Genomic DNA, 11,667 nt, shown 5'->3' with positions numbered 1-11,667 from the left:
GGCTGGTGGCATGAGCGAACACAGCACCGTCCCGTTGCCCGCGGGCAACCTCCCCGACCCGGCCGCCGCGTCTGCCAGGGTGGACACCGTGACCGCCTCCACCGTCGCCCCGGACGCCGCCGCCCGCACCTCGTACGGGTCGCTGTGGCGCGGGGTCCCGCGCGAGCTCGGCTTCCTGCTGCTGACCATGCCGATCGCGATCATCGGGCTGTCTGTGCTGTCGTCGCTGTTCTGGACCGGACTCGGCACCATCGTGATCTATGTCGGCTTCTTCATCGTCGTGGCCGCGTTCTACACGGCCCGCGGGTTCGGTGTGGTCGAGCTGACCCGGCTGGACTGGGCGGGGAGGCCGGCCATCCCGCGCCCCGTGTGGGAGCCCGCCGACAAGCCGCGCACGTTCTGGCGCTTCCTCTTCGGACCCTGGGCGAGTGGCCACTACTGGCTGTACGTGCTGCACGGGATGATCATCAACCCGATCGTCAGCGTCATCACCTGGAGCATCACCATCGCCTGGACGTCGGTGGCGCTGGGTGGCCTGACCGGCTGGATCTGGCTCGGCTTCATCCCGAACGGGAGCCGGGGCTTCTTCCTGTCCCGCGTGGTGGCGGACGCCGTGTTCGGCATCCACTCGACTTTCGACCCGGTCGCCGGGGACCGCATCCTTTACCTGATCGCTGGCATCCTGTTCGCCGCGACGTTGCCGTTCGTCAGCCGCGCGCTCACCCTGCTGCACCACGCCGTCGCCCGCGGCCTGCTCGGCGCGTGGCCGTCGGAGGCCCTGCAGCGCGAGGTCGCGGATCTGTCGGCCCAGCGCGGGGCGGCCGTCGCCGCCGAGGACCACTCGCTGCGCCGCCTGGAGCGGGACCTGCACGACGGCCCGCAGCAGCGTCTCATCCGGTTGCAGATGGACATCGCCGCCGCCGAGCGCAAGCTGTCCGACGACCCGCAGGCGGCCGCGTCGCTGCTCGCCGACGCCCGGAAGCAGGCCGGCGACACGCTGGAGGAGCTGCGCGCCCTGTCGCGCGGCTTCGCCCCGCCGATCCTTCAGGACCGCGGTCTGGGCGCGGCGGTCGACTCGCTGGCCGTGCGCAGCACCGTCCCGCTGACGGTGGAGTCGACGCTGCAGCCGGGGGAGCGGTTCAGCCCCGAGGTGGAGCGCAACGCCTACTACGTGCTGGCCGAGCTGGCCGCGAATCTGGCGAAGCACTCCGGCGCGACCGCCGGCCGGCTGGTGCTGGAGACGACCGTCGACAGCGCGGGTGCCCCGTGGCTGGCGGTGTGGCTGACGGACAACGGCCCTGGCGGGGCGGTAATCGTGCCCGCGCACGGGTTGAGCGGGCTGGCGGAGCGGGTGCACGGGCTCCGGGGCGAGCTGGTGGTCGACAGCCCCGAGGGCGGACCGTCGGTGATCGGGGCGCGGCTGCCGCTGGCGTAGAGCCCGGCCGCGCGCCCTCTGCGGCTCTAGGGTGGAGGGGTGCCTGGAACCGCGCCCCTCCGTGTCGTCGTCGCCGACGACTCCGTGCTCCTCCGCGAGGGCCTGATCCGCCTGTTCGACGAGGCCGGCTTCGAGACCGTGGGAGCGTTCGGCGACGCGGACGCGCTGCTCGCCGCCCTCCCGGCCCTCGCGCCCGACGTCGCGGTGCTGGACGTCCGGATGCCGCCCACCTTCCGCGACGAAGGAGTCCGCGCCGCCCTCGCGCTACGGGCATCGTTCCCGTCGGTGGGCGTGCTGTTGCTCAGCCAGTACGTGGAGGGCACCTACGCCCAGGAATTGCTGGCGAGCGGCCGCGGCGGAACTGGCTACCTCCTGAAAGACCGGATCGCGTCCCTGGACGAACTCCGCGACGCGGTGACCCGCGTCGCCGCTGGCGGCACAGTGCTCGACCCGGAGGTGGTGCGCGAGCTGCTGGTGCGGCGCACGGACCCGCTGGGCGCCTTGACGCCCCGCGAGCGCGACGTGCTCACCCTGATGGCGGAGGGCCGAACGAACGCAGCGATCGCCTCCCGGCTGGTCATCGGTGTCGGCGCGGTGGAGAAGAACGTGACGTCGATCTTCCAGAAGCTGGGGTTGGAAGACTCGGGGGACGACCACCGGCGCGTGCTGGCGGTGCTGGCGTATTTGCAGCGGTGAGGGCGGTCCTCACTTGTACCAGACCGCGACCCCGCCATGGTGCGAGCACGTGCCCTGGTGGTGGGCCGAGTAGGAGAGCGTCCCATCGTTGCACTTCGCTGTCGGGCCACCCGGTGGAACGGCCTGTTCGGAGCCGGAGCTTGAACCCGAGCCGGTGTCGGCCGGCGGCGCGGGCGCCGGCGGCGCGGGCGGCGCGGGCGGGCTGAGGATCAGCTTGACCGACGACCCGGCGCGCAACGACGTTCCGGCCGGCGGATCCTGACCGACGACGGACCAGCCCTGCTGGCTCGTCAGGGCCTGACCCGAGGTGTCCGCGAACGACACCTGCAGCCCCTGCTGCGTGAGCTCGGCCGTCGCCTGGTCCGAGGTCTCGCCGACATGGCTGGCGGTCACCACCGGCGCGCGGAGAATCAGCTTGACCCAGGAGCCTTCGGGCACCGAAGCGCCGGCCGGTGGGTCCTGCCCGACGACGAACCAGCCCTGCTGGCTCGTCAAGACCTGACCCGAGGTGTCCGCGAACGACACCAGCAGCCCCTGCTCCGTGAGCTCGGCGAGCGCCTGCTCCGAGGTCTCGCCGACATGGTTCGCGGTCACTACCGGCGGCGGCGTGGGAGTGGCGCTCGGGGTGGGAGTGCTCGTCGCGGCGGCGTCCGAGGCCGCCGAGGGGTTCTGGCCCGCGGGAGCATCGCCCGCCGAGCACGCCGTCACTCCACCCAGGACCAGCAGGAGCGCCACGGCTCCGGTCGTCAGCCCATTCCATCGTCTCTTCGCGTGCGTCATCGCAAGCATCCCCTCGACCCGGGAAGGCTAACGCCGGCAAACATGAGAGTGCCTCACCCAAAATGGGGGCCAGGAGATGACGGGGGAGAAACGGAGGGGATGACGGGAATCGAACCCGCGTAATCAGTTTGGAAGACTGAGGCTCTACCATTGAGCTACATCCCCGAAGGCCGTCCTCTGCGGACGACCGTCGACCATCGTAGTACACGCGGGGGGACGCCCGCGTGCAGTAGACTTGCGCACGGTCTTTCGCACCGCTTGTAGCCGGGGCGTAGCTCAGCTTGGCTAGAGCGCCCGCTTTGGGAGCGGGAGGTCGCAGGTTCGAATCCTGTCGCCCCGACGAGGACCTCGTTCCTTGCGAGTAGACCATCGTTCGAACATTCAGGAGAACCCAGCCATCGTGAAGACCACGGTCGAGAAGCTCAGCCCCACGCGCACCAAGCTCACCATCTCGGTGACGCCGGAGGAACTGCAGCCGTCCATCAAGCACGCCTACGAGCACATCGCCGAGCAGGTGAACATCCCCGGCTTCCGCAAGGGCAAGGTGCCGCCGCCCATCATCGATCAGCGGGTCGGCAAGGCCGCCGTCCTGGAGCACGCGGTCAACGAGGGGCTCGACTCCTTCTACCGCCAGGCGGTCGAAGAGAACGACGTGCGTCCGCTCGGCCGTCCGGAGGCGGACATCACCGAGTGGCCCAGCGAGAGCGACTTCTCGGGTGACCTTCTGCTCACCATCGAGGTCGACACCCGTCCCGAGGTCACCCTCCCCGACTTCAGCGACATCACCCTCACCGTCGACGCCGCCGAGGTGTCCGTCGACGACGTCGAGGAGGAGCTGGACCGCCTGCGCAGCCGCTTCGGCACGCTCGTGACCGTCGACCGCCCGGCCAAGTCCGGCGACTTCGCCCAGATCGACCTGACCGCCGTCATCGGCGACGAGGAGGTCGACACCGCCGCGAACATCTCCTACGAGATCGGCTCCGGCGAGCTCATCGAGGGCATCGACGAGGCGCTCGACACACTCACCGCCGGCGAGACCACCACCTTCGAGGCGCCGCTCATGGGCGGCGACCACGAGGGCGAGAACGCGCAGATCACCGTCACCCTCAACGCCGTCAAGGAGCGCGAGCTCCCGGAGGCCGACGACGACTTCGCGCAGATCGCCAGCGAATTCGACACCATCGGCGAGCTGCGCACCAGCCTGCGCAGCCAGGTCGAGCGGGCCAAGGCGTTCGGTCAGGGCACTGCCGCGCGCGACCAGCTCGTCGACAAGCTCCTCGAGCTGGTCGAGATCCCGGTCCCCGCCTCGCTGGTCGAGGACGAGGTGCACCGCCACCTCGAGCAGGAGAACCGTCTCGAGGACGACGAGCACCGCGCCGAGGTCACCGAGTCGAGCGAGAAGACCTTCCGCACGCAGATCCTCCTCGACGAGGTCGCGCAGGCGGAGAACGTCAAGGTCAGCCAGGACGAGCTCACCCAGTACCTCGTGCAGGGCGCCGCCCAGTACGGCATGGACCCGAACGAGTTCGTCAAGATCCTCAGCGAGAACGGCCAGATCCCGTCGATGGTCGGCGAGGTCGCCCGCAACAAGGCGCTCGCGATCATCCTCGGCAAGACCGAGGTCGTCGACACCAACGGCAAGAAGGTCGACCTCACCGAGTTCGTCGCCCTCCCCGAGGACGAGGCGGACGAGACCGCCGCCGACGACGCCGCTCCCGAGGCTCCGGCCGAGGAGCCGGCCGCCGAGGAGAAGCCGAAGAAGCGCGCCGCCAAGAAGAAGGCCGAGTAACACTTCTCTCTGACGCGAAGGCCGGGCATCCCACAGGATGCCCGGCCTTCGCGCGTCCCGCGCGCAGCAGCGGTCCGCGAGAGGGGACGCACACGCCGTCTGGCACGATGGATAACGACGTGTTGCGACCCCTCTGCGGAACAGTGGCGGTGGACAGGGAAGGGAACGGCGATGGACGACTGGCGGCAGCGGGTGGACGCGGTCTGGGCCGCGGCGGACGAGCTGGGGGAGCAGGACACGGTGGAGGCGATCGACGCACTCGTCGCCGAGCGCCCGGCCGACGATCCGGCGGCGCTGTTCGAGGCGGCCGGCGCCCGTGACTTCGCGGGGCGCGAAGCCGAGGCCGAGCCCCTCTACCGGGCTGCCCTCGCCGGCGGCCTCGCCGAGCCGGAGCGCGGGCAGGCGATCGTGCAGCTCGCCAGCACGCTGCGCAACCTCGACCGGCCGGCGGAGGCGCTGGAACTGCTGCGCGACTTCCTCGCGGCCGAGCCCGATCACCGCCTGGCCGGCGCAGCGCACGCGTTCGCCGCGCTGGCGCTGTTCGACGACGGCCTGCATGCCGACGCGCTGCGGGAGGCGCTCGGCGCACTCGTGCCGCACCTGCCCCAGTACCGGGCAGCGGTGGAGGCGTACAGCGCCGCGCTGGACGACGACTGACGCGCAGGACCGCCCGGGCCACGTCACCCCCGACACCCGCTCTGCCCAGGGCGAACAGCGCGGAAATGCGTTCCCCGCTCCGATAGATTCGATCCCAAGCGACAAAGGAAACGGAGCGAACATGGCCGACATGGGTATCCAGCCCAATGTTTTCGACAGACTGCTGAAGGACCGGATCATCTGGCTCGGTTCCGAGGTGCGCGACGAGAACGCCAACGAGATCGCCGCGAAGCTGCTGCTCCTGGCCGCAGAAGACCCCAAGCGGGACATCTACCTCTACATCAACTCGCCCGGCGGCTCGATCACCGCGGGCATGGCGATCTACGACACCATGCAGTTCGTCCCGAACGACATCGTCACGGTCGGTATCGGCATGGCCGCCTCGATGGGTCAGCTCCTGCTGACGGCCGGCACCAAGGGCAAGCGGTACATCACGCCGAACGCCCGCGTGCTGCTGCACCAGCCGCACGGCGGCTTCGGCGGCACCGCCAGCGACATCCAGACCCAGGCCCAGCTCATCCTCGACATGAAGAAGCGTCTGGCCGAGATCACGGCGTCGGCGACCGGCAAGTCGGTCGAGCAGATCAACGCCGACGGCGACCGCGACCGCTGGTTCAGCGCCCAGGAGGCTTTGGACTACGGCTTCGTCGACCACATCCGGGAGTCCGCGCTGGACGTCTCCGGCGGCGGCGGAACCGACCAGGACGCCAAGTAGCAGACGCCGGAAGAATAAGGACATCACTATGAACACCCCCATGCTCGGCGGGTCGGCCTACGGCGGCGTGCAGGCGCCCGGCTCCCGCTACATCCTCCCGTCGTTCGAGGAGCGCACGGCCTACGGCTACAAGCGCCAGGACCCGTACGCGAAGCTCTTCGAGGACCGCATCATCTTCCTCGGCGTGCAGGTCGACGACGCGTCCGCGGACGACATCATGGCCCAGCTCCTCGTGCTCGAGAGCCAGGACCCGGACCGCGACATCGTCATGTACATCAACTCGCCCGGCGGCTCGTTCACGGCCATGACGGCGATCTACGACACGATGCAGTACATCCGCCCGCAGATCCAGACCGTGGTGCTCGGCCAGGCGGCCTCCGCCGCCGCCGTGCTGACCGCGGCCGGCACCCCGGGCAAGCGCCTGGCGCTGCCGAACGCGCGCATCCTCATCCACCAGCCCGCCGTCGGCGAGGCCGGCCAGGGGCAGGCGTCCGACATCGAGATCCAGGCGAACGAGATCATGCGGATGCGCACCTGGCTGGAGGAGACGCTCGCCAAGCACTCCAACCGCTCGGTCGCACAGGTCAACAAGGACATCGACCGCGACAAGATCCTCTCTGCCGACGAGGCCCTGGAGTACGGCCTCATCGACCAGGTGCTGACCAGCCGCAAGACGCTCCCGGCGCTCGTCAAGTAGCCTCCGCGTCCCGGAACGCCCCCGTCCCCGCCGGACGGGGGCGTTCGCGCGTCCGGCACGCGGGGCCGCGTCGGCTGCAGGCGCCGCGTCTGCTGATGGCATAAGGCCCCCGCGTGTCGAATCGCGTCGCGTGCGCGCCAATGTCGCCGTCTCGGGTTAGGCTCGACGGAGACACCCGAAGAAGGAGGGGGAGACGGATGGCACGCATCGGGGAGAGCGCCGATCTGCTCAAGTGTTCCTTCTGTGGCAAGAGCCAGAAGCAGGTTCAGCAGCTGATCGCCGGTCCTGGCGTGTACATCTGCGACGAGTGCGTCGAGCTGTGCAACGAGATCATCGAGGAGCGGCTCGCCGAGGCGGGCGAGGAGACGTCGGGTGAGTTCGACCTCCCGAAACCGAAGGAGATCTTCGGCTTCCTCGAGGAGTACGTCATCGGCCAGGAGCAGGCGAAGCGCGCCCTGGCCGTCGCCGTCTACAACCACTACAAGCGGGTGCGTGCCAAGCAGACCCTCACCTCCGCAGACACGATGGACGACGTCGAGATCGCCAAGTCGAACATCCTGCTGATCGGCCCCACCGGCTGCGGCAAGACCTACCTGGCCCAGACCCTCGCGCGCCGCCTCAACGTGCCGTTCGCGGTCGCCGATGCCACCGCGCTGACGGAGGCCGGCTACGTCGGCGAGGACGTCGAGAACATCCTGCTCAAGCTGATCCAGGCCGCCGACTACGACGTCAAGCGCGCCGAGACCGGCATCATCTACATCGACGAGGTCGACAAGATCGCCCGCAAGGCCGAGAACCCGTCGATCACGCGCGACGTCTCCGGCGAGGGCGTGCAGCAGGCGCTGCTGAAGATCCTCGAGGGCACCGTCGCCTCGGTCCCGCCGCAGGGCGGCCGCAAGCACCCGCACCAGGAGTTCATCCAGATCGACACGACGAACGTCCTGTTCATCGTCGCCGGCGCCTTCGCGGGTCTGGAGGACATCATCTCGTCGCGTGCGGGCAAGAAGGGCATCGGCTTCGGCGCCCCGCTGCACTCCAAGGGCGACGACATCAACCTCTTCAGCGAGGTTCTCCCGGAGGACCTGCACAAGTTCGGCCTCATCCCCGAGTTCATCGGCCGTCTGCCGGTCGTGACCACGGTGACGCCGCTCGACCAGGACGCGCTCATGCAGATCCTCACCGTGCCGAAGAACGCGCTCGTTCGTCAGTACCAGCGCATGTTCGAGCTCGACGGGGTGCAGCTCGAGTTCGAGCACTCCGCTCTGGAAGCCATCGCCGACCTCGCGGTGCTCCGCAAGACCGGAGCCCGCGGCCTCCGCGCGATCATGGAGGAGGTGCTCGGCCCGATCATGTTCGAGGTGCCGTCCAGCTCCGAGGTCGCGCAGGTGGTGGTCACCAGGGAGGCCGTGCTCGAGAACGCCGCTCCGACTATCGTCCCGCACCGTCCGCGGCGCGAGGAGAAGTCGGCGTAATCGTCGCCGGCGTGATCAGGAACTCGGGCGCCCTCGTCACCATCAGCCACGCCGGAAGCACGGCGAGCGACAGGATGGGCAGCACCAGCAGGTTCTGAGTGACGGCGACGCCGACGAAGATGGCGATCCAGCCGTCCCGTGTGACCGCGAGGGTGATGCCGAGCACCCCCGCTCCGACAGCGACGGGCAGCGGAACGGCGGGCACGAGCGCGGCGGCGAGGGTTCCCACAGCGGCCCCGATGAACACCGCCGGGAAGACGCGCCCGCCGCGGAACCCGGCGCTGGCCGCGACGAGCAGCGCCACCAGCTTGACGAGGATGATCAGCACGAGCTGGCCAATCGAGTAGTCGGCACGGTTGACCACGAGCGTGCCCATCTGCTCGAGGCCCTTGAACAGCGTGATCGGGCCGCCGAGCGCACCGAGCAGGCCGAGCACGACACCGCCCGCGAGCGTGATGAGCAGCGGATGCCGCAGCGCGTGGAACGCCCGGTGGGCCAGCGGGAACAGTACGGCGCCGATCAGTCCGAGCGCGGTGGCGACCACGCCGATGATCAGCGCCGCGAGCACATCCCACCCGGTCACCTGCGTGTAGGCGGGCATCGGGATGCCGAAGTGCGGGTGGGCGAGCAGCGTCATCGTCAGCGACCCCGCAGCGGCCGCGACCAGCGGCAGGAACAGTTTGTCCCACAGCGCGCCGCCTCCCTTGACCGCCGCGACGATCCCGGTGAACACGAGCGCGGCCGCGACCGGGGTGCCGAACAGGGCGCCGATGGTTCCGGAGGCCGCCATCAGCATGACCAGCCGCGCGGGCACGGCCTTCCACAGCCTCCCGACCAGCGTCACCAGGATGCTGACGTTGATCGCGATGATCGGGTTCTCTGGGCCGAGGCTCACGCCGCCGGCCAGGCCGAGGACCGCCGCGAGCGCGAGGGACGGCACCACGCCGATCTTCAGGGGAGCGGCGACCAGCTCCGTCGTCGCGGAGTCGGGACCGGCGTGACCCGGGACCAGCCACACGGTCAGTCCGACAGCGAGACCCGTCACCGTGAGAACGAGGAAGATCCACCAGCCGGACGACGGGGCGACCCCGAGCGCCTTCGGGAGTGCGGTCCAGATGCCGTCATCGATCACGGCCGCGACCTCATCGACCACCCACAGAGTGAGGGCGCTGACAACGCCGATGACGACGGCCGGGACGGAGAGCAGGACGAGCTGGCGGACGGACGGGGTGGCGAGCTCCGGCTCGGTGGTGGTCATCGCGCCCCCTTCCCGCACGGATGCGCTCAGGCTAGAGCGTCGTGCGGGAAAGGGGCTAGGGCCGAGTCAGCCGTCGAGGCCGCGGCGCTTGAGGAGCGGGTCGATGACGGCGTCCCGGCCGCGGAAGTCGTGGTACGCCTCCAGCGGGTCCTTCGAGCCGCCCACGCCCAGCAGGCGGTTGCGGAAGCGGTCGCCGTTCTCGCGGGTCAGGCCCCCGTTCTCCTTGAACCACTCGACCGTGTCGGCGTCGAGGACTTCGCTCCAGATGTAGGAGTAGTAGCCCGCGTCGTAGCCGCCGGAGAAGGTGTGCGCGAAGTAGGTGCTCGCGTAACGCGGCGGCACGGCCGGGTTGTCGAGGCCGACCGCCGCGAGGGCGGCCGCCTCGAACGCGGCGACATCGGTCACCGTGTCGTCGGCGGTGATGGAGTGCCAAGCCTGGTCGAGCAGCGCAGCGGCCAGGTACTCGCTGGTGGCGAAGCCCTCGTTGAACGACTCGGACGCGTGCAGCTTGTCGATGAGCTCCTGCGGCATCCGCTCACCGGTCTCGTGGTGCACCGCGTAGTTCGACACGATCTCCGGCCACAGCATCCACATCTCGTTCACCTGGCTGGGGAACTCGACGAAGTCGCGGAAGACGTTGGTGCCCGCGAACTTGGGGTACGTGACGCGCGCGAACAGGCCGTGGAGGGCGTGACCGAACTCGTGGAAGAGGGTGTTGGTCTCGTCGTACGTGAGCAGGGTCGGCTCGCCGGCGGCGGGCTTCGGGACGTTGAGGTTGTTGACCACGACGGTCGGGTAGTCGAGCAGATCGGACTGCGAGATCAGCGGGTTCATCCAGGCGCCACCACGCTTGGAGTCGCGGGTGTACAGGTCGAGGATGTACAGGCCGACCCCGGAGCCGTCCTCGTTGCGTACCTCGAACACGCGCGCGTCCGGATGGTAGGCGACCAGGTCGGGCCGCTCCTCGAAGGTGATGCCGTAGAGGCGGGTGGCGGCGAAGAAGACTCCGTCACGCAGCACCCGCTCCGCCTGGAAGTACGGGCGCATCGCCGCGAAGTCGACGTCGTACGTCGCCTGACGCACGGTGTCGGTGAGCTTCGCCCAGTCCCAGCTCTCGACGGTCTCGCCGTCGCCGAGCTGCCCGGTGGACACGGCCTGCTTCTGGAGCTCGGCCTGCTCGGCGCGCGCATTGCGGGCGGCGGGAGGCGCGAGCCGGCCGAGCATGTCGGCGACGGCCTGCGGTGTGTGCGCCGTCTCGTCGGCGGTGACGAAGGCGGCGTGCGTGTCGAAGCCGAGCAGGCGGGCGCGTTCCGCACGCAGCCGCGTGATCTCCAGCACCAGCTCGCGATTGTCGTGCTCGCCGCCGCGGATGCCGCGGGCGCGGGAGGCCGCCATGATCCGCTCGCGGGAGCGGCGGTCGGTGAGGCTCGCCAGCCACGGGTGGCCGGTCGGCAGCACGAGAGTGACGATGTACCTGCCGTCGAGTCCACGCTCGCGGGCGGCTTCGGTCGCAGCGGAGAGCTCGCCCTCGCCGAGCCCGTCGAGCTCCTCGGCCGAGTCGAACACCACGGCGAGGTCGTTGGTGTCGGCGAGCAGGTTCTTCTCGAAGCGCGTGGTCAGGGTGGACAGGCGCTGGTTGTAATCCCGCAGCCGCTCCTTCTGCTCCTCGTCGAGCCCGGCGCCGGCGAGGGTGAACTCGGTGAAGTAGCGCTCGATCAGGTAGACGCCCTCCGGGTCGAGCCCGAGGTCGTGGCGTCGCTCGTGCAGCGACTGGAGGCGCTCGTACAGCGCGGGGTTCAGCCGGATGGCGTCCTGGTGCGCGGAGAGCAGGGGAGCGATCTCCTCCTCCAGTGCGTTGGTGAAGTCGGTGCTGTCGGACGAGCTCTTGTTGAAGAACACCTCGGCGACGCGCTGCAGCACCTGCCCGGAGCGCTCCAGTGCCAGCATGGTGTTCTCGAAGGTCGGCTCGTCGGGGGAGGACGCGATCGCCTCGACCTCTGCCAGCTGCTCCGCGAAGCCCTGCTCGAACGCCGGGCGGTAGTGCTCGTCGCGGATGTCGGCGAACGGCGGGAGCTGATAGGGGAGCGGGCTCGGGGAGAGGAAGGGGTTCGCGGTGTCGGCCATGCCCTCAGCCTAGGGGGCGGCGCACTGTTCATCTGCGATTCCGT

Annotated in this window: 10 protein-coding genes and 2 tRNA genes; 8 read left to right on the top strand and 4 right to left on the bottom strand. The window is 69.7% G+C overall.

Annotation, left to right across the window (positions count from 1 at the left end; translation table 11 throughout):
• The first annotated feature begins 10 nt into the window (after nucleotides 1-10).
• Entirely contained in the window at nucleotides 11-1,435 is a 1,425-nt protein-coding gene (locus ACR5MH_RS04800; RefSeq protein ID WP_431346379.1) for a sensor histidine kinase, read from the top strand.
• Nucleotides 1,436-1,474: 39 nt separating this feature from the next.
• Entirely contained in the window at nucleotides 1,475-2,131 is a 657-nt protein-coding gene (locus ACR5MH_RS04795) for a response regulator transcription factor (RefSeq protein ID WP_431346380.1), read from the top strand.
• Nucleotides 2,132-2,140: 9 nt separating this feature from the next.
• On the opposite strand, the gene ACR5MH_RS04790 is transcribed toward ACR5MH_RS04795, so the two are convergent.
• Nucleotides 2,141-2,911 (bottom strand): PASTA domain-containing protein, encoded by a 771-nt coding sequence (locus ACR5MH_RS04790; RefSeq protein WP_431346381.1) that lies wholly within the window; start codon nucleotides 2,909-2,911, stop codon nucleotides 2,141-2,143.
• Between the two features lie 94 nt (nucleotides 2,912-3,005).
• Nucleotides 3,006-3,076, bottom strand: a tRNA-Gly gene (locus tag ACR5MH_RS04785).
• A 100-nt stretch (nucleotides 3,077-3,176) separates the two neighbouring features.
• On the opposite strand from ACR5MH_RS04785, the gene ACR5MH_RS04780 reads away from it, so the two are divergent.
• From ACR5MH_RS04780 to clpX, 6 genes are all read left to right on the top strand, one after another.
• A tRNA-Pro gene (locus ACR5MH_RS04780) sits at nucleotides 3,177-3,251 on the top strand.
• Nucleotides 3,252-3,311: 60 nt separating this feature from the next.
• Nucleotides 3,312-4,700 carry a trigger factor gene (tig, locus tag ACR5MH_RS04775; protein WP_431346382.1) on the top strand — a complete coding sequence of 463 codons (1,389 nt, stop codon included), beginning with the start codon at nucleotides 3,312-3,314 and terminating at the stop codon, nucleotides 4,698-4,700.
• A gap of 171 nt (nucleotides 4,701-4,871) precedes the next feature.
• Entirely contained in the window at nucleotides 4,872-5,357 is a 486-nt protein-coding gene (locus ACR5MH_RS04770) for a tetratricopeptide repeat protein (RefSeq protein WP_431346383.1), read from the top strand.
• Nucleotides 5,358-5,478: 121 nt separating this feature from the next.
• Nucleotides 5,479-6,072, top strand: a complete 594-nt coding sequence (locus ACR5MH_RS04765) for an ATP-dependent Clp protease proteolytic subunit (RefSeq protein WP_369963546.1) — start codon at nucleotides 5,479-5,481, stop codon at nucleotides 6,070-6,072.
• 28 nt (nucleotides 6,073-6,100) lie between these two features.
• Nucleotides 6,101-6,769, top strand: a complete 669-nt coding sequence (locus tag ACR5MH_RS04760) for an ATP-dependent Clp protease proteolytic subunit (RefSeq protein WP_431346384.1) — start codon at nucleotides 6,101-6,103, stop codon at nucleotides 6,767-6,769.
• Nucleotides 6,770-6,966: 197 nt separating this feature from the next.
• On the top strand, nucleotides 6,967-8,241 hold the full coding sequence (gene clpX / locus ACR5MH_RS04755) for an ATP-dependent Clp protease ATP-binding subunit ClpX (protein ID WP_431346385.1): 1,275 nt from the start codon (nucleotides 6,967-6,969) through the stop codon (nucleotides 8,239-8,241).
• Here clpX and ACR5MH_RS04750 read toward each other — a convergent pair.
• Entirely contained in the window at nucleotides 8,198-9,499 is a 1,302-nt protein-coding gene (locus ACR5MH_RS04750) for an ion channel protein (RefSeq protein ID WP_431346386.1), read from the bottom strand. The two genes, clpX and ACR5MH_RS04750, sit on opposite strands and share 44 nt — an antisense overlap.
• A 66-nt stretch (nucleotides 9,500-9,565) precedes the next feature.
• Nucleotides 9,566-11,623 carry a M3 family metallopeptidase gene (locus ACR5MH_RS04745; RefSeq protein ID WP_431346387.1) on the bottom strand — a complete coding sequence of 686 codons (2,058 nt, stop codon included), beginning with the start codon at nucleotides 11,621-11,623 and terminating at the stop codon, nucleotides 9,566-9,568.
• Nucleotides 11,624-11,667: the final 44 nt, after the last annotated feature.

Source organism: Streptomyces sp. L7, from assembly GCF_050990935.1.
Lineage (GTDB): Bacteria > Actinomycetota > Actinomycetes > Actinomycetales > Microbacteriaceae > Leifsonia.
This window is presented reverse-complemented; position numbering and strand designations above follow the sequence as displayed.

What these genes read in the sequence shown, in the direction of transcription:
- ACR5MH_RS04800 (WP_431346379.1), top strand. Translation starts at nt 11, where the DNA reads ATGAGCGAACACAGCACCGTCCCGTTGCCCGCGGGCAACCTCCCCGAC.
- ACR5MH_RS04790 (WP_431346381.1), bottom strand. Translation starts at nt 2,911, where the DNA reads ATGACGCACGCGAAGAGACGATGGAATGGGCTGACGACCGGAGCCGTG.
- ACR5MH_RS04770 (WP_431346383.1), top strand. Translation starts at nt 4,872, where the DNA reads ATGGACGACTGGCGGCAGCGGGTGGACGCGGTCTGGGCCGCGGCGGAC.
- ACR5MH_RS04765 (WP_369963546.1), top strand. Translation starts at nt 5,479, where the DNA reads ATGGCCGACATGGGTATCCAGCCCAATGTTTTCGACAGACTGCTGAAG.
- ACR5MH_RS04760 (WP_431346384.1), top strand. Translation starts at nt 6,101, where the DNA reads ATGAACACCCCCATGCTCGGCGGGTCGGCCTACGGCGGCGTGCAGGCG.
- clpX (WP_431346385.1), top strand. Translation starts at nt 6,967, where the DNA reads ATGGCACGCATCGGGGAGAGCGCCGATCTGCTCAAGTGTTCCTTCTGT.
- ACR5MH_RS04750 (WP_431346386.1), bottom strand. Translation starts at nt 9,499, where the DNA reads ATGACCACCACCGAGCCGGAGCTCGCCACCCCGTCCGTCCGCCAGCTC.
- ACR5MH_RS04745 (WP_431346387.1), bottom strand. Translation starts at nt 11,623, where the DNA reads ATGGCCGACACCGCGAACCCCTTCCTCTCCCCGAGCCCGCTCCCCTAT.